Source organism: Paracoccus contaminans (assembly GCF_002105555.1).
Classification (GTDB): Bacteria; Pseudomonadota; Alphaproteobacteria; order Rhodobacterales; family Rhodobacteraceae; genus Paracoccus; species Paracoccus contaminans.
Genome location: NZ_CP020612.1, coordinates 2,293,749 through 2,318,789 on the forward strand (window position 1 = coordinate 2,293,749; position 25,041 = coordinate 2,318,789).

The following is a 25,041-nucleotide window of genomic DNA, read 5'->3' on the forward strand; positions in this document are numbered from 1 at the left end:
GGCGCTCGCGGACATGTTGAGCGACTACGCTGTCATGCGCAACCAGGCGCGGGCCTGCGGATAGCGCAGCGCGGTCAGCAAGGCCGCTCGATCACCACAGTGCTGGTTTCATGGCCCCGAAAGGGAAACGGCTCTTCCGCTCAGGATCGACGTGCGTTGTCGTCGCCAATCTCGATCTGAAGTTCTTCTGTTCGCAGCCAGATCGACAGGCTTTCCGTCGAGGCTTCCACCTGTTCCAGCTTCCGCAGGGCGCACTCCCATACCGTCGCCACGCGCCACCCGTCTTCGAGGAGTCTTGTGCGAAGGGCACTGTCTCGAGCGGTGTTCGCATCGAACTTCGCCCGCCAGAACTCCCGCCGGGTTGCCGGTACGGTCGTGTAGCGGCACCCCTCGTGTCGGTGCCAGAAGCAGCCGTGCACGAAGACCACGGCGCGGTGCTTCGCAAGGACAAGGTCCGGTCGACCGTGAACCTTGCCGGAATGGAGCCGGAAGCGGAAACCGCGCGCGTGTAATGCGCGCCTGAGAGCCAGCTCGGGCTTGGTGTTCTTTCCCCTGATTCCCGACATCATCCGGGAACGGGTCTGCTGGTCCACGATATCGGTCATATCCGTCCTGGTCTTCGTCCCTGAACCTGGTATACACCGGCTGAATGAAATTCGTCAGGAGCCTGATTTGCCTTCCACTTTCGGCATTGTCGATCTGTTCGCCGGCCCGGGCGGACTTGGCGAGGGGTTCGCTTCCCTCGTCGAGGACGGCCATGCGCCGTTCCGGATCGGCATTTCGGTCGAGAAGGAGGCGTCGGCCCATCGGACCCTGACGCTGCGTGCTTTTCTGCGCGAGTACCGTGCACGTCATGGCGTCTTGCCGAAGGAGCTCATCGATTTCCATGCCGGGCTGGCATCCGAACCGGACTGGTCAGCCGTCGATGCCGAAGCCTGGCAGCATGCCATCGACGAAGCCCGCGCGCTTGAGCTCGGCACCAAGGCTGCGGCGACCGCCATTGATGGCGCCATCGCGACGCTGAAAGCAAAGTACGACGACACGATCCTGATCGGCGGCCCGCCCTGTCAGGCCTATTCCCTGGTGGGGCGTGTCCGTTCCAGAGGCAAGGTCGGCTACGTCCCGGAGGAGGATGCGCGGCACTACCTCTTTCGCGAGTACATCCGGGTCCTCGACAAGCTTCGCCCGGCCGCCTTCGTTATGGAAAACGTCAAGGGCATGCTTTCGTCGACAGTCGAGAGCCGGCTTGTCTTCGAGATGCTGATGGAGGATCTGTCCTCGCTCGGCACGGGTCACGCCCATCACTACGAACTTCGTGCCGTCCGGGTCGAGGATGGCAAGGCCAGCCTGCAGGAAGCGTCACAGCCCTCGGACTTCATCGTGCGCTCCGAGGCGTTCGGAGTCCCCCAGCGTCGCCACAGGGTGATCATCGTCGGCATCCGTTCGGACCTCGCAGGACGGACCAGGGATGCGCAGATCGCTGTGTCGGGTAGAGTGCGGACCGTCCGCGATGTAATCGAAACGATGCCATCCTTGCGGAGCGGCATCAGCCGCGGGCTCGACGACGCGGCCGCCTGGCGGGAAGAAGTCGTCGGCGCCGCGAGCATGCTGGCCGGCATTTCCAAGGGGAAGGACGACCAGGCGCTCCGTGAGGCATTCCTGAGCGTTTCGGAGCGAGTGAAGGAAAATCCGCCTATCGTTCGGGCTGCGTCACGGTTGCCAGACGGCTACGGCACTTCAAACGATGAGTTGCTACAGTGGATCGAGCGACCGGAACTTCGCGCGATCGCTCAGCACGAGACGCGCGGGCACATGGCGTCGGACCTGGGCCGCTACTTGTTTGCTGCAGTGTTCGGAGCCGTCCGTGGCTGCAGCCCGAAAGCCGCCGATTTCCCTCTAGCGCTCAGCCCCGATCACCGAAACTGGCACAGCGGTGTGTTCAATGACCGCTTCCGGGTTCAGCTGGCGGACGAGGCATCGACCACGGTCACGAGCCACATCTCGAAGGATGGCCACTACTTCATTCACCCCGATCCGATCCAGTGCCGGAGCCTGACGGTTCGCGAAGCCGCCCGGCTGCAGACATTTCCTGACGATTACCTGTTTCTAGGCAACCGAACGCAGCAGTATGTCCAGGTCGGAAACGCTGTGCCGCCGCTCCTGGCACGTCAGATCGCAGCGGTTGTGCACGTCACGCTTCAAAAGCCAGCAACCCAGCGAACGAACATGTTCGTTTCAGCGAACGATTGACAATCGTTCGCTCAGGTGAGATATATGGTTCGTGCCAGCATACGGCACTGTGTGTAACTCATCTGGATAGAGCGTAGGGGCGAGGCAAATCCCGAGCAGAAGCGTCGTTGGGCCCAGTCCACGGCGGGTCTGTGGAGATGTCTCTTCGACTGCGACCGCATTCCCTTCCAGATCATCGCGGAGAACCCATGTCGCTCTCATCCCTTCTGAAGGACCTGCGCGTCCAATCGGGCCAATCGCTCCAGCAGGTCGCCGAAAAGGTCGGTTCGTCCAAGGCCTACCTGTCCGAGCTCGAACGCGGCGTGGCGAAGAACCCGGGCATCGACCTGCTGAAGGCGCTCGCCCACAACTACGGCGTTTCCGTTGCGACGCTGATTGGCGAAGCCGACGCGGCGCCGTTGCCCCCGCCCGTGGCCGGTCAGGTCGAGGCATGGGTAAGCAACATCCGGAAGGAGCAGGCTGCCGGGCTGGATCTCGAAACCGCGGCAAACGAGGCCCGCGCGTCCTTCGAGCGACTTCTTGGCCCGCTCGACCCGCAGCACGAGGCGAACTGGAAGGCGGCTGTCAGCGAGCTTGAAGCCGCGTTCGAGCGGAAGATCGAGTATCTTGGCAACTATTCGCTCCGCAAGCCGCGACGGCCGCACTGGTATGACGGTCCGCGCGCGGGCGATCTGCACTGGCCGAAGCTCGAGGCCTTCCTGCTGTCTCGCAAGGGCTGGTCGAAGGAGACCGTTGCGAGCATCGACGCAACATCGACCGAGGTAGTCTCGCTTCTCGAAAATCCCGCCCAGAGCGAGTTCCGGGGTCGAGGACTGGTGGTCGGCTATGTGCAGAGCGGGAAGACTGCCAACATGGAAGCGGTCATCGCCAAGGCGGTCGATGCAGGGTACCGCTTCGTGATCATCCTGACAGGCATGACAAATTCGCTGCGAACGCAGACTCAGGATCGCATCGAGTCCGATCTGGTCGAGCGCAACAAGTACGGGTGGCACAGCCACACCACAAGCGACTCCGACTTCCGGAAGCCGGCGAGTAAGTGGTTTTCGATTATGGACCCGGTGCAGATCGCTGCCGTGAAGAAGAATGTGGCGCCACTTGAAGCGCTTCTCGGCACGATCGAGAAGACGCCGCCAACGCACCGCGCGCGCATGCCTGTGCTTATTGTAGATGACGAATGCGATCAGGCCGGCGTCAATGCGACCGGCAGTCAGTACAACATGACGGCGATCAACGCGCTCATCCGCAAGATTCTCGCGGCACTGCCGAAGGTCCAATACGTCGGATACACGGCGACGCCCTTTGCAAACGTGCTGATCAACCCGGAGAAGCCGACCGGCGGCCTGGACGACCTATATCCCGAGGACTTCATCACGAGCCTGCCAAAGCCCGAAGGTTATTTCGGTCCGGAGAGCCTGTTCGGGCGCGACCCGATCGATGCCGATGACGAGAAACCGGAGGAGTCCGGACTCGACATGATCCGTGGGGTCGATGACGCCGAGGTAGCCCTCGTCCGTCCACCGTCAGCGAAGGACCGTTTCACCTTTGAGCCCGGCATCCCGAAATCGCTCGACAAGGCGCTTTCCTACTTCGTGCTTGCAACCGCCGCCCGCTATGTACGTGGGCAGTCGCGCCAGCACAGTTCGATGCTGGTGCACACGACGGTCTACACGCACCCGCATCACGCGCTGGCCGACAAGATCGCGGCCTGGCAGAACGGGCTCGCCAAGAAGATCTCGAAGGGCGACGAGAAGACGTTCGATCGACTTGAGAGGCTCTGGCTCGAAGAGGTGGCCAAGGTCGATGCGGGCCGCTTCGGCCTTGCGCCGACATCGTTCAGCGCGCTGAGGCCTGAGCTCGAGAAGGTCCTCGATGACATCGCGATCGTGGTCGAGAACAGCGACAGCGAGACGCGGCTCGACTACGCGTCGGGGCCGAAGAAGTACATTGTGGTCGGCGGCTCGGTGCTCGCGCGTGGTCTCACAATTGAGGGGCTGGTCGTCAGCTACTTCGTGCGCTCATCGAACCAGTACGACACCCTCCTTCAGATGGGCCGATGGTTCGGATATCGGCCCGGTTACGAGGACCTCCCGCGGATCTGGATGACCGACGACCTGCGGACATCGTTCCGTGATCTGGCGACGGTCGAGGCCGAGATCCGGGCCGACATTCAGCAGTACCGCAAACGCGAGGTGACACCGGCGGATTTCTCGATCCGGGTGCGACGCATTCCTGGATTGGCCATCACCGCTGCCAAGAAGATGTATGCGGCCAAGGCATGCGACGTGAGCTTCTCGGGAGAGCACATCCAGACCATACGCTTCCCGCACCGTGACGAGGACTTTCTTCGGCACAACTGGGAGGCTGCGGCCGAGCTGGTCGATGCGGCAGCGAGCCAAGGTATCAAGCCTGCGCGGCGCGGCCGTCTGATCGAAGGCGTATCCTTCGATCTCGCCATGAAGTTTCTGGAGACTTACAGAAGTGACCAGCGCGATCTGATCTCGGGAAAGCTGTTGGAATACATCCGGCTCGAGGCGAGTCGGGCCGATCAGCCGTACGAAACCTGGAACATCGCGATCGTCGAAACAGGCGGAACCCGCCGCTCCGTTGAGCCGCTTGGTGCCTTCGGCAATGTCGGCCTCGTCAACCGGGCACGCCTCAAGGGACTGACACGCGACGGTCTCGCCGACATCAAGGCTCTGATGTCGCGGGACGACGTGCTTATGGACGTCACCGGCTCGCCCGATGACAGGTCTTGGGACAGCGTTAAGGAATTCCGTCAGGCGCTGGTCGGTGACCGGGTTCCACTGCTGCTCCTTTACGCAATCGATGAGGCGTCGGTACCGAGGTCTGAGAAGCTGCGCGAACCCCTCGGCGCGGTGCGCGACATGCTGGGAATTGGCCTCGTTCTGCCAGAGCGGGGCGCGAAGACAAGCTATGTCCGCGTCCCGATCAACCAGGACGACGGCGACGAGGAGGACGTTCAGGCAGACATCGACGGCGATGCCGGACAGGCTGCGAAATGACGGACGGAACCCGTGCGGGCATCGGCTGGGAACGCCTGCGGCAGGAGTCAGGTGCGCAGGCGAGTGATCTGGGCGTGCCCTCCCTGGTGCTTGACGCCTCGGCTGGCGCTGGCCCGGCCCGCCTCGCGATAGGAGCTGAGCGCGAAGCGCGGCTTCTTGTCCCGCTCGCAGCCGGTGAGCGGTTCCCGATGGTCCACGATACGCACGGTCTTGAACTCAGGGACAGCGTGCTTCTGCTGCAGGGACAGCCGGTCCGGTTCATCGATGTCGCCTGCCGCGGCGAGCGTCTCGAGGCCGTCTTCGAGAAGCTGGTCGATGAAGTCGTTCGGCGCCTGAGAGGGGGCGCCGCGCCGGCGAACGCGCTCGAGGATGCAATCACCGACTTTCGCAATCTCCTCTCGGGCGCTAACCGCGAGCGTCCTTCGATCGAAACCGCACTCGGGCTGATTGGCGAGCTCATCATCCTGAATCGGCTACTTCTTGTTGATCCCGACGCCTGGCAACTCTGGACCGGGCCGGCTGGCGGCCGTCACGACTTCCGTGGCGGTGACCGGGCAATCGAGGTCAAGACTTCGCTTCGTGCCCAGTCCCGAATCGTGGAGGTATCTGCAATTGACCAGCTGGCAGCGCCCCCCGGTGGACATCTGCTGCTCGCGCACTGCGTGCTCGAGTATGACGGGGCTGGGCCTCTTTCGGTTGTGGGTGAGGCGACGCATGCGTGCACGATCGCAAGCGATCCTGCCGCCGTGGCCGATCGGCTCGCCCTGCTCGGATACGATCAAGCCCAGGCCGATGAGTGGTCCTCGTTCAGGTTCTCCCTGTTCTCGCAGGAGCTCTATTCGGTGACCGACGGCTTTCCGCGGCTCACCCCCGCCTCGTTTGCGGAGGGAGAACTGCCGGTCGGGGTCAGCCACTTCCGCTACCGGGTGAATCTCGATTTTGCGTCGGAGTTTCGATTCAGGCCCGCCGAGGCCGACAATGCGCTTCAGGAGATAGTGTCATGTCTAAGCCTCTGAGTCTCCATGCGGAACGCTTCGCGGCTGCAGGTGGCATGGCTGCCGACGGAATGAAGAAGCTTCTGGGCACACCTGCGCTGTCCCTGCTGGAGACGGTGGTGAGGGAGACGGTCCAGAACAGCTGGGATGCACGGCTCGTCGAGTCCGGCGTCGGCTACAGGATTGGCTTGCGAGAGCTGCGGCCAGAGGAGGCTGCCATTCTCCGCGATGAGATTCTCGCCAAGCTCCCTCCGTCCAAGGAGTCCGCAGACCCACTGCTTGCCTACCTTTCCTCGAAGCATCCGGTCGTCATGGAGATTTCCGACTGGAGGACCCGTGGCCTCGGCGGTCCATCTCGGGCGAACGTGCTGCCGAAGCCAGGGGAGCACAACGACTTCGTGAATTTCGTGCGCAACATGGGTGCCCGTCGTGACATGGCGGGCGGTGGCGGCACTTATGGCTACGGGAAGAGTTCGCTCTATCAGCTCAGTCGATGTGCCACGGTCCTCGTTGACTCGGTCTCGCTGACTCCTTCCGCGCGGATCGTTCACCGCTTCATTGGATGCCACTTGGGCGATGCCCACGACAGCAAGCGCCATGGCCGGCTGACCGGTCGCCACTGGTGGGGCGTGGCCGATGCCGACGACGCGGACGTGGTCGATCCGGTTACTGGTCGCAGCGCCGTTCGGCTGCGGAAGGCGCTCGGGCTTCCTGATCGGGGAGCCGACGCCACGGGAACAACGCTGGTCGTGCTCGACCCCGATCTCGAGGACCGCCCGCTCGAGGCGGTTGCGGCCGAAATCCAGGAGGCGCTTCTCTGGTACCTCTGGCCAAAGATGCTCCTCGGCGCCGATGGCCAAAGGGCCATGGCCATCGAGGTCGAACTCAACGGAGAGCTGTTGCCGCTTCCGGCACCCGAAGATTTCCCGCCACTCGACCTGTTCGTTGAGGCCTATCGCACCGTGAAGGCTGGAGGGCCAAACCTGACCAGGATCGCTTCCGAGCGGCCCATCCAGCACCTCGGCCTCTGCTCCATCAGACGCGGCTTCAGGAGGCCTCGGCAGTTTCTCGGCGACCCCGCTGGCAGCATCATCCCGGCCACCAGTGCGCACATAGCCCTCATGCGTCCGGTTGAACTGGTCGTGAAGTACATCGAGGGCACCCACCTGCCAAGTGACACCGTCGAATGGGCCGGGGTCTTCATCTGTGACGACGATCCCGTAGTTGAGCAAGCTTTCGCCGACGCTGAGCCACCTGCCCACGACGACTGGATCCCGGACAAGATGCCGAAGAGCTGGGCAAAGACCTTCGTGCGGGTTGCGCTGGCAAGGCTGAAGTACCTCGCGGCATCATACGCATATCCGGCTTCGTCCTCCACGTCCGGAGCATCCGAGCAGCCACCGCTTGCCAAGGCGGCCGACCTTCTCGGCAGCTGCATGCCCGCAGTCGGAGGTACGGGCGGCGGTGGCGGCGGGTCGCGCGGCCGTGGAAATGGCCGAGGCGGCGGTGGTCGCGGCGGAGGCCGTAGCTGGCGGGTCAGCGAGCCACGTTTCGTAGCGTTGCAGGAAGGCGCTACCGGGGCCGAAGCGCTCTTCGAGATCGACGTGGACAACAATACGGAGCGGGCAATCCGCCTTACCGCCATACCTGCTCCTGTGATCGATGGTGTCTTGGCAGGTCCGGACGAGGGTGACGTCGTCGTCACGTTCGTATGCTGGGAAGATCAGGACGGCAATCAGCTGACCACGTCGCCTGAGCTGGTCGCAACGCCGGACGAGAGCGGCAGCTATCGTGCGCGTATCATCGTGCCTGATGTTGCAGCGGCCGGAGTGCGAGTGGCGGCAGCTGAGCAGGCACCGTCATGACGGCCATTGCCTATCCCTTCCTTCGTCCCGGCCCCGACCGGATCAGCGCCGGGCCCTGGCTCGTCACGCGTGACGGCGAACCCTGCGTCTTCGCGGACGGCCACCTCGATCACTTTGACTACTCGACCAACCTCGAGGCAGTTCGTCATTTCAAGGTCGATGTGGAAGGGGTAGCCGCTGACACCGGGCTTAGGGCCGACGAGATCAAGCTCCTCTGCGTCGTCACTTTCGGCACCGGTGGCCGCCGCCTCCAGCGCGCGAGAAGAATTGTTACCCGGGAAGTGATCCAAGCCGGTCGCGAGGCCATTGTACTGGCGCTAGCAATCGATGGTCGCGAGGTCTCAGAGCTCTTCGTGCTCACGACCGAAATCATCCTTCTTTCGTCGGGTACGGTTCGTCGCCGGGTCTCGCCAGTCACGACAGGTGCAAGACTTTGGCGAGACGAATTTCGCGCCGCGGTAGAACCGCTCGGTGCGCGCTTCCCGATGGAAGCCGTGAGCTTTGCGACTGTGTTCCCGACCGGCCATGGTGATGCACTCTGGTACCTCGACTGGTCACCGCAGACCCTACACCATGACTTCGCAACGTCGGTCCGACTGCTGATCAACCTGGACAGGCCGGCCTTTGTTGAAGCCGTGCAGCAAGCGGACGAGGTCACACTGAGGATGCTAATGTGCTCGGTAACCACCCAGATGGTCAGGTCGGCCATCGATCTCGATCATTTTCCGCTGGACCAAACGGAGGCCAGTCCTTCCTCGGTGTCAGCTGTGATCGAGGCATGGGTGGAACAGGCGTTCCCCGGTCAGTCGGCGGAGGCTGTGCGGACGCTGGCACAGCATGACCCGTCACGTTTTGAACTCGCGATCGGAAGCCTCTTTGCAGGAGAGCTCGGCAATGAGTGAGTTCCGCCTCATGCCCCGCCTCGACAATCACGGCGTTCGGCGACTGATTAGCCTGCCGGATTTGCTGCGAACAGGCTCCATCAGCGAGCGAATGGAGGCGGCCGGCACTTCGGTCTCATATGCTTCCAGTGGCGGATCGCGAGCCGACGCGGCCGATCTGAAAGTACTCCAAGAGCAAAGCGTTGCCCTTGCCAAACGCTTCGGATTTCCGAACGAGGGTCGAGCCGCCGGCAGGGCCTCGTTCGATGCAGAATTTGCGCAGTGGCTGGTGGAGGCTCCCATCATCAGCGGCGGTGAGGCGTTGCGGGATGATGTCTGGGCATTCGTTGCATGTTGTATCGCCCCGGAGGTGGTGCTCTGGCGCTTCGAGGACGGCCACGCTGATCGCTTCCATGGTGGTCTGCGCAACACCTTCCAGCGGCTCTGGCTCCGAGCACGTTCGCTGGATCGGGGTGCAGGAGCGCCGCAACGGTGGCAACTCGTCGAGGCGCTGTCGGAGGATGCGGTGGTTCAGATTGTGGAAAGGCCATCCATCGGGGGCGACCCCATGCTCGCTCGCGCAATTGCAGAAGCTTGGCTCGCGACCGCGAACCGGATTGGTGCGCGCCGAATGGAGGATGTGACTCGCCGAGCGGTGCGAAGAATCAGGATCGACAACGAGATTACGTGCCTGGCCTCGTTGGGTGAGCCAGAGCTTGTCAGCCGACTGCAGGGATTTTTCGACGAGGCTGCGTTATGACCTTCGCGGCAACAAGATTGCTGCAGGGTCAACTGAGGCCGAAGCGAAGTAGTCAGTAGCCCCAACCAGAGCTGACGGGGGGATCGCCAAGCGGATCTTCAAGCTCGTCGACTGCCGGGAACAGATCGCCTTCGCCCGCAAAGGATTTCGCAGCATCCAGTCCGGTTTGAAGATCAAGCTCGGCTAACCGTGACTCTACCCACTGCAGCATCCGGCCCAGATCCGAGTCGACGGCTAGGCTGGCTTCCTGCGGCAGGCCGGAGATCCATTCGCGGATTTCGCGGGCCTCCCGACGCAGCTCAATTATCTGCCGTAGGTGAGAGAGTCGCGTCTCCTCGCGTTTGAGGCGGGCCTGTGCGAGCTGTCGCCGTTGCTGCAGGATTTTCCATTGCCTCTCGCGCTCCTCACGCTCCTCGCGGCGCACACGAATGGTCTCTAGAATGAGCTCTATGCCGGCGACTATTTCGGGGACCATCCGTTCCACGCGTTGCGTCTTGCCGTCACCCCATGTCTTCCGCAGGCCGTCCGCCCACGCATCGATCGAGAACACGAGTTCGCCGGTCCACGCGGTCACATATTCCGGCCAGGGTGGACTGCTGCCGAACGAAATGCTGTCCCAATCGTTGCGCCGAAGGGACCGTGCCCGTTTCTCTTTCCTCTTCTCCTCCCGAGCGATTTCTTCTGGGGTCGGTACGTATTTCAGCCTTCTCGTTCGTTCGAGCAGGGTGAAGCTGATCTTGTCCGCGCCCTTCTGAACGGACATCTTCTCTCCGTCCGCTGTCAGGCTCAGCCCGACTTCGTCGAGCGTCCGCGCCAACGCGTCGAGGAAAAAGCAAGCACGTTCGGCGGACGGAGCGCCGACGATCACGCCACACTGGCCTGGCGCCGTGGCGCTGAGGACGCCCTCCTTGTCCGGCTTCCTGGTCCGAAGGAATCTCACCGTTTTCGCCACCGAGGCGTGTGGGTTTTCTACCAGAGGCATTGGGGATTCTGGCGTCGCCTTGATGGTAGCAGCCCGGACTTCGCGCTCAGCCTTTCGCTTCCGGGCGAGTTCGGCGACGCTGTCAGGAAGAGCTGAGCTGGCCCCGCGGATGCTCACCTGATCGAGGCTTCGATCCCTCAGTTCAAGGAAGGGCGGCACTTTCGGTTGTTCTCCGGCTGCCACCTTGGCCCAGTACCCCCGGGGCGGTACGGGAATGCGATGACGACTGCAGGCCTTCGCGAGCCCCCGATCCGATATCCCGAATTCCTGTGCAAGCGCTGTCATCGGCTTGCTCCAGACCAGGTCGTAGAGGTCCCGACGGCTAAGTATCTGTGAAGTCAACAATTCTTGAACTCTCCGCAATACAGCTTCGCGCGGAAGCAATATCCCGCAGCGCCGTTTTAGCTGTCATCGCGACCCGGGTGAAACTTGGAGAAGGTTGGATATCAGACCCATCCCCTCCGCCAGTTCTTCCTGGTGTCACGGGTTGTTGCAGCAGGGGCCCGGTCATCTGGATCGGCAAGCTGCCGGTTTTCTGCTGTAGCGCGGCGCGCATTACCAGTTGCCGGCGGCCGGACCTGCGCCATTGTCAATGGGATCAAGATAACAAGGACGGTCAGACCTGCCGATCGGCCCGGCAGAGATCGCCGACGGCAGGCTGGCTGAGGCCGGCCAAGATCACTTTGCGCAGGCCATCTGCGCGCCACTGTCGCGCATGCCCGCTTGTGGGCGAGCCCTAAGCCTGCCTTGGCAACCTGTTGCCCGCCAGCAGGGATGGCCAGGCGGGCAGGGGCAGCGGTTGGGATCAGCCCGCTTGCTCACCGGCCGACCGCCCTGCCGCTGCCATCGGCGCGGCGGGTGCAGCGGCGGCTTGTGGCGCGGCGGGCCGAACGAGACAAAAGCGCAAGCCGAACGGGACGGGTGGTCGGCTCACTTCCGGCGACCGACGCCGGCGGTCAGGATGACGGCGGTTGCGGCGACGGCGGCGGCGATGAGGCGGCGGCGGCGGTGCCAGAGCGCGGCGGCGGTGATCGCGCCGAGGGTGACGGCGCTCCAGTCCAGGATGCCGTCCCAGACCAGCGCCCACGACAGCCTGCGCTGCGGGCCTGCGGCCGTGATCAGCTGCCCGCCTTCCCAGCCGACCAGATAGGCCATGCTCAGCACGGCAACGGCGTTCCAAGCCTCGCGGATGATCCAGATCGCCATGATCAAGGCGGTCAGCCCGGCGCCGATGGCCCAGTGTCCCATCAGGGCCGCCGCCCAGACATAGGGATCGGCCTGCGCCTCGGGGGTGGCGAACATGGCGCGGATCAGGGCGATCATGCGCGTGCCCCTGCGGGGGCCGACAAGCTGAGCCCGTATTTGCCGGCCAAAGCCTGACGGATCACACTGATCTGCGAATCGAGGGCGGCGCTGCCGTCGGTGATCAGGGACACGATCTCAAAGACTGGCCCGGTCCAACGCGGGGATAGATTTGCCGGTTCACCACGCCCGATCACGTTGATCAACACCTTGTCGAGGCCGATGGCGGTGCCGGCCGCGTCCGCCTCGACCCCGTTCTGCCAGGCGCGCAGACCTGACGGCAGCAACTGCACCTCGTTCAAAACCATCTGCCCGACAGCACGAGGCAGCTTTCCGGTCGTCGAGCCTGCAAGGTTGATCGTCGAGGCGACAGACCCATCCGCGAAATTGCTATGGAAGAACCGCATCGTCCGGGCCGTTCCCCCATTGATGCTGGCCGGCCCGCCCAGGAAATAGACCTGTTGGCCGGAGGTGCGCGTCGCGACGACGAACAGGCGGACGCCGATAAGATCGGCCGGATTGGCCAGCATCAGGCTGCCGACATCCAGAGACAGCCCGCCGTTGACGATCGGAACGGCGGCATCTGCCGGGGCGGCGTCGAACATGGCGCCGGCGCCTCCGGCATTCGGGACCGCGGTAACGTTGCCATCGGCCCCGACGGTGGCCCGCGACGCCGCGAGGTGGATCGGGACCTGACCGCGGGCAACGCCATAAAGGTCCGGGATCGTCAGCGGCCGCGTCCAGGCATAGCCGGGGCCTTTCAACGCCCTGATCTCGCCCATCGGCCCCTTGATCCGTTTGGCCCTGGTCAGGTCCAGCTTTGGCATCAGACCAGCACCACCAGCTGGTTCACGGCAGGCGCGGCGGCGTCATAGGCGGACTGCGTGGTCACCACGGTCACAGTCCAGCTGGTGCCGTCCTTGCCGGCGGCACCTGTGGGGCCAGCGGCGCCGGTGTCGCCCTTGTCGCCTTTGGCGCCCGTGGCACCGGTGTCGCCTTTGTCCCCCTTTGGGCCGGTCGGGCCCATAAGGCCCTGAGGACCTGCCACGCCTTGCGACCCTTGCGGTCCCTGCGGCCCGATCGGACCCGTCGCGCCGGCCGGGCCGGCCGCGCCTGTATCGCCCCTGTCGCCCTTGAGGCCGGTCGGGCCACGCGCACCGGCCGGGCCGGCCTCTCCCCGCGCCACCGTCAGGACCCCGGTCGCCGGGTCATAGCGCGTCACATCGCCGGCGACGGTCGACAGGCCGGTAATCTGCCGCACGCCGGCCAGGGCCTGGTCGCGCGCCGCCAGCAGCTGCGCGGCGGTCTCATCGAGCGCCCTGGCCGCGGCAATCGCCCCATCGATCCGGGCGCGATCCTCGGGCGACACCGTCCCCGGCGGCCCCTGAAACCCGACCTCGATCACCTCGATATCCGCCAACGTCAGCAGCCCTTACGCACGATCAGCACCCAGTCGCCATAGGCGCGCAGCTCTCCGCCCGGCCAGCGTATCCAGAGGGCGGCATGGTAGCGACCGGACGGCAGGTCCACGCTGGCAGGGGACAGTTCGAACGCGAACCCCTGGGCGTCAGGGGCGGCGGCGATCCGCAGGCAGACCCCGGCCGCTGCGGTAATCCGCAACTCGGCCGAGGCGCCGGCCAGATCGGCCAGCGCGCCCCCGGCCACCCGCGGGGCCACCCGCCAAGTCTTGGTCTCGCCAATCGTGTAGTCGATCGCTCTCACGGCCTTACTCCGAAAATCTCGTCCAGCGCCTCGTCGGTGACGCCCAATCCATAGGCTGCTGCGACGATCACGGGGTGGGTGCGGCTGATCTGGCTGTCCGTGCGCCATTTGATCCGTGCCGCCATCTGGGCATCGGCCGGCAGCGATGACATCAGCTCATCCATTCTGGCGGGGATGGCGCCCGCGGCGGCGTCCTCGGCCTCGGTAGGCGTCAGGATGCCTGCGACGACCAGCCGGATCAGCAATTCGGACTTGTCGAGCGATGCTGTCCGGCGGGCGGCAGCCAGGGCCGCTGCGGCTTGCGCGGCAATCTCGGCCGGGCTGCGAGGATCGGTCCAGGCACCTGCGTCGGCATCCCACGTGTGATGATCTGATGGGCGGGCGGGATATTCGCGGCGCGCTGCAAACTGCTGCGCGTGGACCATCGCAAGCAGGGCCGGATAATCGGGATCCAGGGGAGAGGCCAGATCAACGCGCGTCTGGCCCGGCCCGACGTCCTGGTAATACTGGATGTCGGCATCACCCAGGAAATGCGCGCCGATCACAGGGGCATCTGGTATCATCATGACACCTCGTAAAGCGTCCACTTGATCTGATGGGCGGACAGCGACGTGATGCCCTGCGCCCACAGTTCGAAGATGATGCGCAGGTTCTGGGGATCGCTCCACCGGGTCAGGGGCGCGACATGGGCGACCCAGCCCCAGAGCTCAGCCCCCGTTGCGGACTGTGCAGTGGCTGTCGCGCCGACCATTCCTGCGACGGCGAGATAGGTCCGCTTCGCACCCGCCCAGGCGGAGATGCCGACGCTGGTCTCCGTATAGACATAGCGGATGGGACCGGAGGTAAGCTGCTTGCCGTCGAGAAGCGTCGCTGTCGTCGCGCTGACATTGAACGTGCCGGTCTGAACCGCCAGTTGCCGCCTGATCTTGACCGAGTTGAACTCGGCCGAGCCGGCCTTGTTGATCTGCCAGCCGACGCCATCCTCGCCCGTGACGAAATTGCTCGACTGGATGATGTTGCCAATCTTGGCGTTCGTGATGATCCCGTCGCCGATCTGGGCGCTGTCGGTCAAGACAGCAGCGGTCTTGACCAACTGGGTTGCGGTCACAGTCCCGGTCTTGATCGAGGCGCCGTCGACGATGGTGCGGCCATAGTCAGCGTCCAGCTTGGTGCCGCCCTCATAGGTGGCGATGCAGACGTTATCCGTCGCCATCGCGATCGAAAGGGTGCTTGTTGTCGTGAAGGCGTTCGAACCCTTGGCCCAGTAGATATACATCACACCGGATGACCAGGTGGCGTTGCCGGCCGGGATTGACCGGCTGACGGTGGCGCCGGTGTCGTCGATGTAGCGAATATAGCCAGCCGTCCAGGACACCTTGTTCGTGGACGGGCTGTTATGCTCGAACTGGATGCCGGTCAGTGTGATGTTGCGTGAGCCGATCTCGAGGGCATTGGCCTTGACCGTGTTGGCGCTGATGTTGCCGCCGTCAATCCGCGTTTCGTCGCCGCCCTTGCGCCAGTCGGACAGGGTTGTGGTGCCGGAAATCCTGATCTTGCCGGGGTCGATCTGGGTATTGGCCGCATTGATCCGCGCTGCGGGGTCTTCAGCCTGGTTCTTGATGGTGGCAAGGGGCTGGCCGTTGACGGTCAATGATCCGGTCAGCGCCGTGCCCGCCTTGAGCGTGGCTGCGCTGAGTTCGACGACATGGGCGTCGGTGATGAAAGCCTCCCTGATCGTCGCGATCGTCGCCAGGAGGTTCGGGGTATCAACGGCACGGGCCTTGATCGTGTCGGTGATGATCGAGTTGCCGTCGATGTAGGTAAAGCTGCCCGGCGCATAGGGCGTGGGCTCGCTGCGGCTCTCGGCCGAGCCTGTCTGCATCGGCTTGTGGACGAACAGATAGCTGTCGGTTTCACTTTCGGTCGGCAGCTTGCGCAGGTTCAGAACTGCATAGGCTGTGCCCGCAGGTGCCTGACCTTTAACCCAGATACGCGGCCAAAGATCGGGTTGGTGGAAGACCCGCTGGCCGGCGGCTGCTCCGTCATTCCGGTATAGCCGAGCGTCGTGCCGTCTTCAGCCCGCCATTCGATCCGCAATTGCGCCTTGCATCGGTGCGTTGACAGTTGGACCGAAACCTCAAGCCATTCGCCAGGCGAGGTTGGCCAGCCTTGGCTTCCCTGTCCGGTATTGGCTGAGATACCCAGATAGCGGAGATCGGCATAGCCGCTGGACGCGCTGCCATTCTGACGGATGACGAGGGTCGGATAGGTCGGCCCGGCATAGGCCGATCCTGCAGAGCGGATAGCCAGCGGTTCGATCTCGGCGCCGGCCCCACCGTTGCCGGTGAGCGCCCATCCGGCCGTGCTCGATGCGAAACTGCTGTTCTGAATGAAGTTTCCGCCGAACCCGACGGCAAGTTTCTGCGTGGTCACGGCACCCGCGTCGATGTGCCCGGCCCTTACAGCGTTCGCGCTGATCTTATCGGCGGTGATCGACCCATCGACGATCAGCTCGCCGCCGTTCTTGCGACGCAGGATCGGTTTCGTGGCAACGACGTTCGGAACGGCATTGGCACCCGCATAAAGACGCAGCCGAACATAGGCCGTGCCTGCCGGGGCCTCCGCCATCAGAAGTTGCGACACCTGCGGGCTGGTGCCAGAGGTGATGGAAGGGCCGCGGATTTCAGCGATCGCCGTCTTTGTGGCGTTGGAGAATTCGATGCTCACGCGCGCGTTGAACGCGCCTTCTGTCTCTCCCCGGAACACGGCCTCGGCGTAGAACTGATCGCCAGCTCGTGCCGGAACATAGGTGGCTCCGGCGGCAAGCGAACCCGTGCTCGGCAGGAACCTGATGTTGCCAGGCGATACGGCGGCGGGATTTCCGGCGTTCACCTCGATCTTGGATGTGTTTGTCCGATGCCAGGCGTTCGCGTCATAGATCTGATCGTCCGCAACCAGGTTGGTCCAGTCGGCGACGGTCATCTTCGACGCGACGACCGCCCCCGCCGCCAGTTCGCGGGTATTGATCGCACCAGCCGCGATCTTTCCAGCAACCACCGCATCCGTGTCGATCTTGCTGGCCGTGATCGACCCATCGACGATCAGCTCGCCCTTGTTCTTGATGCGAACAGTAGGCGAGCCGAAAATGATGTTGCCATCCGTATCCGCCGCATAGACATAGAAACGGAAGCGGGCCTGGTAGGCGCCCGCCGGAACGGTCAGCTCCCCGGTGAAATCATTGGCTGTGTTGGATGTTCCGTTGACGGACGCGAAGGTCACGTTTCCACCGGACAGCGCCGCGTCGTTCTTGTCGTAATAAACGATCTGGGAGAGGCAACGCATCTTCGTGCCGCCAGAACGGATCATCTGCGAGGACAGATAGAGGACATCGCCGGGGGTGACAGGGAAGAACCCGACCGTGCGGCACGAGCTGTCAGCTCCTGTGGGGTTGTCGGCGGTGCGATAGAGCCAGCTTCCGACTGAGCGGATGCTGCTACTGCCCGTCACCTTCTGATGAATCCAGGCGCCATTGGTGGAGATCCATGCGCTCGCATCCTGGATCTGATCGTCGGGAACGAGATTGGTGAAGTCAGCAATTGCAAGCTTGGAAGCGACGATTGCGCCAGCCGCCAGTTCGCGGGCATTGATCGCGCCAGCGGCGATCTTTCCGGCCGTTACGGCATCGGCAGCGATCGTTCCCGCCGTCACGGCATCAGCGGCGAGCTTTCCTGCTGTCACGGCGCCAGCCGCGATCTTGTCGGCCTGGACCGCGCCTGCGGCGATCTTGGCGGCACTGACGGCGCCGGCATCCAGCTTGGCGGTGGTGATGGCGAGAGAGGCGATTTCATCCGCAGTGACAGCGCCAGCCGCGATCTTGCCCGTCACCACCGATCCGGCTGCCAGCTTTGGCGTCGTGACGGCGTCGTCGCTGATCTGTGTGCCGACGATCTGCCCCGTGATCTTGGCGGCTGCAATGTCGGCAAGCTGGCTGTCGGACAGCTTGCCGGTGATCTTGGACGCTTCCAGAGCCTCGACCTGTGCAGCTTTCACCAGCCCCGCGATGTCAAACGATGCAACTTCGGCCGTGTATTTGCTGCCGTCCCAGCGATAGAGTTTGCCGTTCCAGAGTAGCGAGGCTGTCTGCCTGGTCGTCGGCAGCGCCGCGCCCGTATGGATGGTGACAGGTTCGATTCCCGTGGCAAACTGGGCCGCAGCGATCTTGCCGGACAGGTCGGCAGCATCGACCAGCGGAACATAAGCCGTGCCGTTCCATTTGTAGACACGGCCTTGCCAGAAGATCTGGGTCGTCAGCCTGGATGCCGGCAGCGTCGCGCCTGCATGAACGGTGACAGGCTCGATTCCGGCCGCGAACTGCGTGGCCTGGATGGCCCCGGTCAGGTTGGAGGCGCTGACCAGATCGACATAGGCCGTGCCGTTCCACACATAGAGCCGACCATTCCAAGAGATCGTGTCGGCCTGCCTGGTCGTCGGCAGAGCCGTGCCAGTCCACACCTGGATCGGCTGAACCCCATTGCCGAAGCTCGTGGCATCGACAAGCCCCTTGAGCTTTTCGGTCGTGATCGTCGGGTCGGGCGCGGCGACCGCAGCCTTCGACACACTCGCAGTCCAGCCCGAGATATTGCCTGAGGTGTCCACGGCCCGGATGCGAACATAGCGCAGCTCGCTGTCGGGGACTTCGGTGATGACCGCGCTGGCCGCCGGGGTGCGGCTCGTGACGGTGCTTGGGTTGTTGGTCTTGCCGACCGCGACCTCGTAGTGGCTGAAGTCGGCCTCGGTGTTGCGGTTCCACTCGATCCAGATGGTGTTGAACCCGGCAGTGGCCCTGAGGCCGGTCGGGATGGCAGGCGGCACCGTGTCGCGCGCGACCGTGTGGGTTGCCACGGGCGACCAGTTCGAGCGGTTGCCGACCCGGTCCACACGACGGCGGCGAACCGCATAGGACGTGCCGGGGGTGACGCCCTGCCAGGTATAGCGGGCGCCAGAAGTCTGGGCGTACAGCGGATTGCCGCCCGCCTCGGTGATCTCGAGGTCGGAATACACCGCCTCGGCATCATCCGCCGCCCAGCTTGCCGTCAGCGTGCTGGGGGTGGAACTCAGCGTTACCAAAGGCGGCGTATCGGGCGCAGTGGTGTCAATGTCGGACGAAGGAACCACAATGGCGGGCGTCGAGAATGCCGTCCAGTCGGTCCAGCTGACCGCGCTTCCATCTGCGGCCACGAACGAGATGCGCGCCTCATAGGCGGTCAGCGGCGTGAAACCGGGGGAAATGATTGTCTCGCCTTCTTCGGGACTGCCCATCATGCCGCGAGCGGCGTCGGTCTGCCCGGCCAGGCGTGTTTCCCACCGAACCGCGGTGATGCCGTCCAACGCCCAGCCTCCCCAGCGCAGGCGTGCCGCGACCCCGCGAGGGCTGCCCCTGACCTTCAGCGCGATCCCCTCGGCCGTGAAGAACTGCGGCACCGCCGGGGACGGCGTCGGTCGCGTCACCGGCGCGATCGTCGAAGGCAGCTTGAAATCCGGCTGCCAATCATAGTCGGCAGGATCGACCTCGGTGACCGAGATGGTGACGTTGAGCGTCAGGGGGTCCTCGGAAATCTCGAACACTTCGAACAGCTTGGTGTCGTAGCCGTTCTCGGTGCTGGACCAGGCGATAACGTCCAGCGGCTCGAGCGCCTCGGCGTCGGGCGGCAGGGTGAACTCGTGGCGGCGGAAATGCCGCTCTTCCTCAATCATCGCGCGCATGATGCGCTGGACCTGATCACCCCAGGGACAGGCCGGCATCGTCAGTTCGGCGACAAGGCGGCGCCCCTGGTCGGCTGTCTCCCAGCCAGCATTGTATCGGGGAGGCGCGTCCTTCGAGCGCCATAGCTGGGCCGGCTCGGGATAGGTGGCATGGACCGCGTTATAGGTTGCCTCCAGCCCCGGGAACGGGGTGGCAGTGGCGTCGGCGTCCAGGATCAGATCGTCATCGGTCAGGAAGTAGACCGGCGCAGCGGGAGGGCCGACCCGCACGCGCCAGACCCCGCCGACCTCGGCCACTTTGGCGCAGCAGACCTTGAGCACCTCATCCAGCACCGACGCGGGCTCTTCGTCGATCGATACCTCCCACGCCGCCTGCCATCGCGGCTTGCCGTCCACCAGCTGGTCCGCGGCGGTCATCGCCGGCGCCCATACCGAATAGGGAAGCGCCTCGGCCGCCACTCCGTAACCCCAGAGCGGGCCACCCTCGATCGGGATGCCGCGCAGGATATTGTAGGCCAGGACGATGCCGTTGGTGGTTGTCGCCCAGGTCGCCGGGTTGTCCCAGCGCTGCGTGCCGGAGCCGCCCGCTGTGCTGTCCTTGCGCGGATCGTAGAGCGGCGTGCCCCGCATGACGAACCGGCACCGCGGCAGGCCGCTGAAGCTTCTGGTGCTGTAGCGGAAGGTCAGGATCGCATAGCAGGTGCCGACCCCGACCATGTCCGCCGTCCAGGGGCGCTCAGACTTCTCGGCCCATTTGGTGCCCGGACCATAGACCTGCAGCAGATAGGGATCGGCCGCGGCCTGGGTGCCGTCGCAATAGCGCAGCCAGACCTTGTCCTTGTATTTCTCGGTCCTGATTGGCCGACCCGGCGTGATCAGCGGACGCAGTGCCGACCCGGCGTTGGGCGCGGCGGGGTCGATGCCCTGCTGGACATACCACCAGTCGGGCTTGCCCGCAGGCACGGCGCCGCCCTGCGGGATTGTCTCGTCCACAGTCTCGAACTCGACCTCGGTGTCGTCGATGATTACCTTGTCGATCTGCTGGCGCGGCACGTTCCCAAGGTCGATGACATAGGTCAGATAGGCGTTCGACCAGTCGTCGAACCTGCCATGCGACATCGGCGGGCAAACCATATGGCCATCGGTCGCATACCAGCCCAGCACGAAGGTCATCGGCTTGTCGCCGCCGTCGGTGGTGTATTCTGTCTTGATGCCCTGCTGGACGGGCTTTGCCATCTTCTTCTGGATGGCGGTGCTGATCGCGCTGACCGCGACACTCAGCAGTAGACGGCCGATCAGGGCACTGCCGCCTGCGGTGGCCCAGGCAGTGGTGACGACGGCGGCGACGGCAGGCATCAGCGCACCCCCAGGATGGTGCCGGCGCGGTCGATCGACACAAGGCCGAGACCGCGGCCGCTTGCCGGCAGGACATAGACCAGCTCGCCCTGGACGATGCCCAGGGCGCGATCGTCATCGGTTTGGACGATGGCCAGATCAGCGGGCATGGCCTGACCGCGGGGCACGGGGGGATGCGACTGGACGGCGGCGTCGATGTGATCCACGAACCCGGCCGCGCGCATCAGCCGCAGCCCTTCGGCGCGTGTCCCATAGCGGCCGCGCCACTTCGCCGCCGGATCGTGGCCCGTCACCGCCTCGACCCCGCCGGCCGCAAACAGCGCACAGTCGTGGCGCCCCCAGGCAAACTGCTCGCGCGAGGCGCGGGCCAGATAAGAAGACAGGCGGGCCTCCCAGTTGTAGAGCCTCATTTCGAGCCCACTTGACCGGCACCGCGCCCGAGATGTCCGTGTACTGGAAGAACCTGTCAGGACCGCCTCCCGGCAGCTTGCGCAGACGCCCCGAGCCGTCCGATTTTTTCAGCGACAGCTTGCGCGTTCCGGCCCGCGCCGAGGACACGATCGACAACTCGCACGATCCTTCGCCGCCATCGCCCGCCGTCCTGATCTCGATCTTGTTGACCCAGCCGCGCAGCCGCAGCACAGGGCTGCCGACCGCCTGCATCGTGACCGGGTTGATCACGAGGCGATGGATTTCGACAGGTGCCTGGCGCACGTCATAGCCCCGGATTTCCATTTCGACCTCGGGCGCAAGCGGCGACAGGCGCGCCTTGGTGGTGCGCACGTCGGTGCCGACGCCGGCCCGGATGGGGATCGACGGCGATCAGGCTGCCGGCCCCGTAATAGGCGCGGGTCTGGCCGTCGACCACGACGTCCTGGTGATCATCGCCTGTCCACAAGCCGAGCGTCTGGACGGCATTCGTGGACCGATTGCGGCCGCTGATCCAGACCAGCAGGTGCGGCATGATCGGCTGGCGGGCGGCCAGATGGTTGGTGAGGGCGGCGGGACGTGCTTGCACCGGATCACCTCAATGTCTGCTGGATGCTGAACGACACGCCCTCGACCAGCCCACCGCTGCGGAGCGAGCCCGCCTGATAGCTACCGGGCTCGATTTCCATCTTGCAGGCGGGCTGGATCAGCGAGACCGCCGCGTCCACGACCGCGCCCGGTCTGATTGGCGGCACCACCTCGATGTTCGGGGTAATGCCCGAGGCATTCGCCTTGACACTGGCATTGACGATCTGGTGCAGCGCATAGCGGATCGGTGACGTGCCATAGGAAAACGCCAGCAGATCGCCCCGCTGCAGCATATAGCCGCTCGGCAGGCCCTTGAGCGCCAGTTCGCGACTGTTCGACGAAAGGGCCGAGATGCTGGGCGCCGCGCTGCCGAGTGCCGTTCCCGCTGGATCGTTGCGAGGCGCTTGCCGCATGGGATCGGAGGCCATGAACGATCCAGCGCCGCCCCGCAGCAGGTTGATGAGCGGCAGCACGGCCGCGGCTTCGGCAGGGATCATCGGTCCCAGCCGCACCTCGGCCGCCCACAACCGCGCGGCGCGCTCGGCCCGCAGTGTCTGACCGCCCCGCGTCCGCGAGGAGGTCACGGCCTCACGCGGATCGAAGATGCAACTGGAAATCGGCAACAGTCCCCAGAACTGCGCATGGGTCAGCGGAAACGACAGGGCCATCAGAGCTGCCTCGGGTCGGATTGAAGCGCACGCAGCCGCTGCGGCAGCCTGTCATCGTATTCCCGGATCGCTTGGGCCAGGGCATCCTTGTAATCGGCAACGACATAGTCGGGCGGGTCCCAGCGGTGCAGCTGATAGCGGGCGATCGCGGTTGCCCAGGTCCGCACCAGGTCGGGCACCTGCGGGAACGGCAGCTGGTATCGCCCGGCCAGATAGCCATCGACGATGTTGTCGGCATGAACCAGGGCAGCCCCGATGACCTCGGGATCGGGGATCAGATCGCCGTCGCGATCGGCAACCTGGACGATCTCGTCCATGCCGGCGCGTTCGACCAGATCCTCGAGGCTCGCATAGGTCATGGGTCAGTCGTCCAATGAAGGTTTGACCGGGGTCTGCCTGGGCAGCCGTGCAACCGCGCGGTTCACAGCCATGAAGCCTTGCTCGATGTGGGTCCGGCCGACAGACAGCCAGCGCTGATCGATCGAACCCAGTCGGGCAAGCTGGTCCAGTTGATGCAGGACAGCCTCTTCGAGGCGGCCGTTTTCGGCGGTGATGCGCAGCGGGTCGTTACTCGTCGGCCAGCCCTCGGGGGAAATGGACATTGACGGATTGATCCTTCGATTGCGGGGGTTGGCCGGGCGGGTGCCACCGCCCGGCCGGGTCGGTCACTTGCCGCGCTTTTTCGGCGCGGTGTCGGTGACCTCGCCGCCGGCGGGATCGGCGGTTTCCGGTTCGGCGGTCGTGGCGGCGACGGCCAGATCGTCCCGTTCGGCTTGCACGGCAGCCAGCTGGGCCTTCAGGCTGTCCCGTTCGGCCTGCGTTTCCGACAGCTGCAGCGCCAGCTCGTCAGCGCGGCGGCGTTCGTTGTCCAGCTCGGCCGTGGTTTCGGCCATCGCCTCGGCAACCTTCTGGCCGACGAGGGTCTCGGCCATCGCCCGCGCCTTCTCGTGCAGCACGGGGTCTTCGCCGGCCTGCGCGTCGCCAAGGTCCACCTCGGGCAGGCCAGCGAGGGCGCCCAGCTCGACCAGCTGCAGTGCGACGCTCATGGTCACTTCGACCTGGTCGCCGGCCTTCCGGTCCTCGCCATCAAGCTTGACGGGACCGGTCAGCGTCACGGTGATCTTGCGGTTCGGCATGATCAGTCCCCTCAGGCCGCCGGCGCGCCGGCCGACTGGAACAGGAACCCGGCGTCGGCACCAACAACATAGGGGCGGCGCTCGACCGTTGTCGGGTAGATCCACGACTTGGTCGGCCGGTCGTAATAGGGCTCCTCGACCTGCGGATAGCCCTCCAGCTCGTAGGTATAGCCGTAGGACGGCGCGCCGTAGGCCTGGCCCTGCTGGGGCACATAGGCCAGGATCGCGTCATCACCCCAGATGTCGGTCGCGGCGTCGGTATCCAGAGCGGTCTCGGGCAGATAGACGCCCTTGCCGACCACCACCTTCTCGACATCGAAATACGCCGCCAGCATGTCGACGGTGATGCTTTCCTTGGTGGTGTACTTGAACTGCTCGCGGACCGACGGATGGTCGACCAGCGCGTTTGCAGCGGTCGGGCCGAGCTGCAGCACGTTCGGATAGCGCCCGATGTTGCGGCGGATCACCTCGCGCGCGGCGCGGACGTCCGACAAGGGCTTCGAGGTCGCCGAGGTCCAGCGCGACGTGCCCGCCAGCGCAGCCCTGTTCGAGGCGGCATAGGTATTGACGTCGCGGGCGATGCGCGCCGCTTCGTATTCTAGGCCCAGGTCCACGACACCCATGACCATGTCGATGGCGCCGGCGCCCAGGTCCACACCCGGCGCGCCCTCGGCTTCCTGCTGGTGCTCGACCGGCACCACGCCTTCCAGCGCGTCCTGGACCAGGCTGATCGGGTCCGAGGCGTAGCCGTACTGCACGCGCTTGACGTTCGCGCCCGGCGCGCGCCGGGTCGAGATCATGCGAAAGCCTTCCTTGCCGAAGCGGATGACCCGCATGTTCCGGCTGGGCACGGGCACGCGCGGGAACAGCGCCTGCGAGACGAACTCGAGGTTGCGATAGCCGCGGGCATGGGTGGACAGGATGGCGTCGACGACGCCGGCGGTGCGGGTATTCAGTGCAGGCATCAGCCGTTCTCCTTCAGCGGACCAGGACGAGGACGTAGCCGCCTGCGGTGGCGGCATTCAGCGCGCGGCCCAGCGGGTTCGCCGGGGTTGCACCCGCTGCCTGGACCGTGCCGGGGGTTGCCCCCGAAACGACGATCTGGCCAGCGGTGATGACGCCCGCCGCCTTGCAGCGGAATGCCCCGATCGCGATGACGGCAACGGCGTCGCCGACGGCGGCAGGGTTGCGGGCCCAGCCTTTCACCGGAGCATCAACTGCGGCGACAGGCGCGTCATTGAAGCCGACCAGGTCGCCCTCGGCGATGGGGGCCGTCGCGACCGCGGTCAGCGACAGGGTGTCGTGGAAATGGTTCATCGGG

General features: G+C 64.8%; 24 protein-coding genes. 8 read left to right on the forward strand and 16 right to left on the reverse strand.

Features of this window, described 5'->3' with window-relative positions; translation table 11 throughout:
* Positions 1–140 precede the first annotated feature (140 nt).
* The gene (locus B0A89_RS10930) at positions 141–605 is read right to left on the reverse strand and encodes a very short patch repair endonuclease (RefSeq protein ID WP_085378182.1); all 465 of its coding nucleotides are present in this window, start codon (positions 603–605) and stop codon (positions 141–143) included.
* A gap of 67 nt (positions 606–672) precedes the next feature.
* Here B0A89_RS10930 and B0A89_RS10935 point away from each other — a divergent pair, with 67 nt between their 5' ends.
* The 6 genes from B0A89_RS10935 (at position 673) to B0A89_RS10960 (ending at position 9,774) form a co-directional block, all read left to right on the forward strand.
* Positions 673–2,250 (forward strand): DNA cytosine methyltransferase, encoded by a 1,578-nt coding sequence (locus B0A89_RS10935; protein ID WP_085378183.1) that lies wholly within the window; start codon positions 673–675, stop codon positions 2,248–2,250.
* A 188-nt stretch (positions 2,251–2,438) separates the two neighbouring features.
* Positions 2,439–5,273, forward strand: coding sequence for a Z1 domain-containing protein (locus B0A89_RS10940; RefSeq protein ID WP_169712160.1), 2,835 nt, complete (start codon positions 2,439–2,441; stop codon positions 5,271–5,273).
* The gene (locus tag B0A89_RS10945; RefSeq protein WP_085378185.1) at positions 5,270–6,289 is read left to right on the forward strand and encodes a PD-(D/E)XK motif protein; all 1,020 of its coding nucleotides are present in this window, start codon (positions 5,270–5,272) and stop codon (positions 6,287–6,289) included. The genes B0A89_RS10940 and B0A89_RS10945 overlap by 4 nt, the downstream gene beginning before the upstream one ends.
* 50 nt (positions 6,290–6,339) lie before the next feature.
* Positions 6,340–8,133: a hypothetical protein gene (locus B0A89_RS14700; RefSeq protein ID WP_169712161.1), complete on the forward strand. Its 1,794-nt coding sequence runs from the start codon at positions 6,340–6,342 to the stop codon at positions 8,131–8,133.
* Entirely contained in the window at positions 8,130–9,035 is a 906-nt protein-coding gene (locus B0A89_RS10955; protein ID WP_085378187.1) for a hypothetical protein, read from the forward strand. The genes B0A89_RS14700 and B0A89_RS10955 overlap by 4 nt, the downstream gene beginning before the upstream one ends.
* Positions 9,028–9,774 (forward strand): DUF6339 family protein, encoded by a 747-nt coding sequence (locus B0A89_RS10960; protein WP_085378188.1) that lies wholly within the window; start codon positions 9,028–9,030, stop codon positions 9,772–9,774. Before B0A89_RS10955 ends, B0A89_RS10960 begins: the two co-directional genes overlap by 8 nt.
* 52 nt (positions 9,775–9,826) lie before the next feature.
* On the opposite strand, the gene B0A89_RS10965 is transcribed toward B0A89_RS10960, so the two are convergent.
* The 9 genes from B0A89_RS10965 to B0A89_RS11005 form a co-directional block, all read right to left on the reverse strand.
* A complete protein-coding gene (locus tag B0A89_RS10965; protein ID WP_240558524.1) occupies positions 9,827–11,041 on the reverse strand; it encodes a hypothetical protein in 1,215 nt (404 codons plus the stop codon).
* Positions 11,042–11,686: 645 nt separating this feature from the next.
* Positions 11,687–12,079, reverse strand: coding sequence for a hypothetical protein (locus tag B0A89_RS10970; protein ID WP_085378190.1), 393 nt, complete (start codon positions 12,077–12,079; stop codon positions 11,687–11,689).
* Positions 12,076–12,840, reverse strand: coding sequence for a hypothetical protein (locus B0A89_RS10975; RefSeq protein ID WP_157115322.1), 765 nt, complete (start codon positions 12,838–12,840; stop codon positions 12,076–12,078). Before B0A89_RS10975 ends, B0A89_RS10970 begins: the two co-directional genes overlap by 4 nt.
* 44 nt (positions 12,841–12,884) lie before the next feature.
* A complete protein-coding gene (locus B0A89_RS15340) occupies positions 12,885–13,478 on the reverse strand; it encodes a collagen-like domain-containing protein (protein ID WP_276207420.1) in 594 nt (197 codons plus the stop codon).
* A 2-nt stretch (positions 13,479–13,480) separates the two neighbouring features.
* Positions 13,481–13,780 (reverse strand): hypothetical protein, encoded by a 300-nt coding sequence (locus tag B0A89_RS10985; RefSeq protein ID WP_157115323.1) that lies wholly within the window; start codon positions 13,778–13,780, stop codon positions 13,481–13,483.
* Entirely contained in the window at positions 13,777–14,346 is a 570-nt protein-coding gene (locus B0A89_RS10990) for a hypothetical protein (protein WP_157115324.1), read from the reverse strand. The genes B0A89_RS10985 and B0A89_RS10990 overlap by 4 nt, the downstream gene beginning before the upstream one ends.
* Positions 14,343–15,662 (reverse strand): phage tail tip fiber protein, encoded by a 1,320-nt coding sequence (locus B0A89_RS10995; protein WP_085378195.1) that lies wholly within the window; start codon positions 15,660–15,662, stop codon positions 14,343–14,345. The genes B0A89_RS10990 and B0A89_RS10995 overlap by 4 nt, the downstream gene beginning before the upstream one ends.
* 59 nt (positions 15,663–15,721) lie before the next feature.
* Positions 15,722–20,899: a phage tail protein gene (locus tag B0A89_RS11000; protein ID WP_085378196.1), complete on the reverse strand. Its 5,178-nt coding sequence runs from the start codon at positions 20,897–20,899 to the stop codon at positions 15,722–15,724.
* Positions 20,899–21,309: a DUF6950 family protein gene (locus B0A89_RS11005; protein WP_085378197.1), complete on the reverse strand. Its 411-nt coding sequence runs from the start codon at positions 21,307–21,309 to the stop codon at positions 20,899–20,901. Before B0A89_RS11005 ends, B0A89_RS11000 begins: the two co-directional genes overlap by 1 nt.
* Positions 21,310–21,341: 32 nt before the next feature.
* On the opposite strand from B0A89_RS11005, the gene B0A89_RS11010 reads away from it, so the two are divergent.
* Both B0A89_RS11010 and B0A89_RS14705 read left to right on the forward strand, forming a co-directional pair.
* Positions 21,342–21,620 (forward strand): hypothetical protein, encoded by a 279-nt coding sequence (locus tag B0A89_RS11010; protein ID WP_169712162.1) that lies wholly within the window; start codon positions 21,342–21,344, stop codon positions 21,618–21,620.
* Positions 21,621–21,668: 48 nt separating this feature from the next.
* Positions 21,669–21,947 carry a hypothetical protein gene (locus B0A89_RS14705; protein WP_157115326.1) on the forward strand — a complete coding sequence of 93 codons (279 nt, stop codon included), beginning with the start codon at positions 21,669–21,671 and terminating at the stop codon, positions 21,945–21,947.
* On the opposite strand, the gene B0A89_RS11015 is transcribed toward B0A89_RS14705, so the two are convergent.
* The 6 genes from B0A89_RS11015 to B0A89_RS11040 all read right to left on the reverse strand — a co-directional run bounded on the left by B0A89_RS11015 (position 21,922) and on the right by B0A89_RS11040 (position 25,037).
* Positions 21,922–22,584 (reverse strand): hypothetical protein, encoded by a 663-nt coding sequence (locus tag B0A89_RS11015; RefSeq protein ID WP_085378199.1) that lies wholly within the window; start codon positions 22,582–22,584, stop codon positions 21,922–21,924. The two genes, B0A89_RS14705 and B0A89_RS11015, sit on opposite strands and share 26 nt — an antisense overlap.
* Positions 22,584–22,943, reverse strand: coding sequence for a gp436 family protein (locus B0A89_RS11020; protein ID WP_085378200.1), 360 nt, complete (start codon positions 22,941–22,943; stop codon positions 22,584–22,586). The genes B0A89_RS11015 and B0A89_RS11020 overlap by 1 nt, the downstream gene beginning before the upstream one ends.
* Before the next feature lie 3 nt (positions 22,944–22,946).
* Complete coding sequence (locus tag B0A89_RS11025) at positions 22,947–23,186, reverse strand: Acb2/Tad1 domain-containing protein (RefSeq protein ID WP_085378201.1); 240 nt, start codon at positions 23,184–23,186, stop codon at positions 22,947–22,949.
* A gap of 63 nt (positions 23,187–23,249) precedes the next feature.
* Entirely contained in the window at positions 23,250–23,720 is a 471-nt protein-coding gene (locus B0A89_RS11030) for a DUF7210 family protein (protein ID WP_085378202.1), read from the reverse strand.
* 11 nt (positions 23,721–23,731) lie between these two features.
* Positions 23,732–24,685: a major capsid protein gene (locus B0A89_RS11035; RefSeq protein ID WP_240558526.1), complete on the reverse strand. Its 954-nt coding sequence runs from the start codon at positions 24,683–24,685 to the stop codon at positions 23,732–23,734.
* A gap of 13 nt (positions 24,686–24,698) precedes the next feature.
* The gene (locus B0A89_RS11040; protein WP_085378203.1) at positions 24,699–25,037 is read right to left on the reverse strand and encodes a capsid cement protein; all 339 of its coding nucleotides are present in this window, start codon (positions 25,035–25,037) and stop codon (positions 24,699–24,701) included.
* Positions 25,038–25,041 lie beyond the last annotated feature (4 nt).

Bases quoted from the DNA above. Each gene is read 5' to 3' on its own strand.
- B0A89_RS10940 (WP_169712160.1), top strand. From the start codon at position 2,439: ATGTCGCTCTCATCCCTTCTGAAGGACCTGCGCGTCCAATCGGGCCAA.
- B0A89_RS11025 (WP_085378201.1), bottom strand. From the start codon at position 23,186: ATGTCCATTTCCCCCGAGGGCTGGCCGACGAGTAACGACCCGCTGCGC.
- B0A89_RS11040 (WP_085378203.1), bottom strand. From the start codon at position 25,037: ATGAACCATTTCCACGACACCCTGTCGCTGACCGCGGTCGCGACGGCC.
- B0A89_RS14700 (WP_169712161.1), top strand. From the start codon at position 6,340: ATGAAGAAGCTTCTGGGCACACCTGCGCTGTCCCTGCTGGAGACGGTG.
- B0A89_RS10990 (WP_157115324.1), bottom strand. From the start codon at position 14,346: ATGATGATACCAGATGCCCCTGTGATCGGCGCGCATTTCCTGGGTGAT.
- B0A89_RS11030 (WP_085378202.1), bottom strand. From the start codon at position 23,720: ATGCCGAACCGCAAGATCACCGTGACGCTGACCGGTCCCGTCAAGCTT.
- B0A89_RS11000 (WP_085378196.1), bottom strand. From the start codon at position 20,899: ATGCCTGCCGTCGCCGCCGTCGTCACCACTGCCTGGGCCACCGCAGGC.
- B0A89_RS11020 (WP_085378200.1), bottom strand. From the start codon at position 22,943: ATGACCTATGCGAGCCTCGAGGATCTGGTCGAACGCGCCGGCATGGAC.
- B0A89_RS11035 (WP_240558526.1), bottom strand. From the start codon at position 24,685: ATGCCTGCACTGAATACCCGCACCGCCGGCGTCGTCGACGCCATCCTG.
- B0A89_RS11005 (WP_085378197.1), bottom strand. From the start codon at position 21,309: ATGAGGCTCTACAACTGGGAGGCCCGCCTGTCTTCTTATCTGGCCCGC.
- B0A89_RS10960 (WP_085378188.1), top strand. From the start codon at position 9,028: ATGAGTGAGTTCCGCCTCATGCCCCGCCTCGACAATCACGGCGTTCGG.
- B0A89_RS10995 (WP_085378195.1), bottom strand. From the start codon at position 15,662: ATGCAGACAGGCTCGGCCGAGAGCCGCAGCGAGCCCACGCCCTATGCG.
- B0A89_RS10930 (WP_085378182.1), bottom strand. From the start codon at position 605: ATGACCGATATCGTGGACCAGCAGACCCGTTCCCGGATGATGTCGGGA.
- B0A89_RS10970 (WP_085378190.1), bottom strand. From the start codon at position 12,079: ATGATCGCCCTGATCCGCGCCATGTTCGCCACCCCCGAGGCGCAGGCC.
- B0A89_RS10975 (WP_157115322.1), bottom strand. From the start codon at position 12,840: ATGGGCGAGATCAGGGCGTTGAAAGGCCCCGGCTATGCCTGGACGCGG.
- B0A89_RS10955 (WP_085378187.1), top strand. From the start codon at position 8,130: ATGACGGCCATTGCCTATCCCTTCCTTCGTCCCGGCCCCGACCGGATC.
- B0A89_RS10965 (WP_240558524.1), bottom strand. From the start codon at position 11,041: ATGACAGCGCTTGCACAGGAATTCGGGATATCGGATCGGGGGCTCGCG.
- B0A89_RS10945 (WP_085378185.1), top strand. From the start codon at position 5,270: ATGACGGACGGAACCCGTGCGGGCATCGGCTGGGAACGCCTGCGGCAG.
- B0A89_RS11015 (WP_085378199.1), bottom strand. From the start codon at position 22,584: ATGGCCCTGTCGTTTCCGCTGACCCATGCGCAGTTCTGGGGACTGTTG.
- B0A89_RS11010 (WP_169712162.1), top strand. From the start codon at position 21,342: ATGTCCGTGTACTGGAAGAACCTGTCAGGACCGCCTCCCGGCAGCTTG.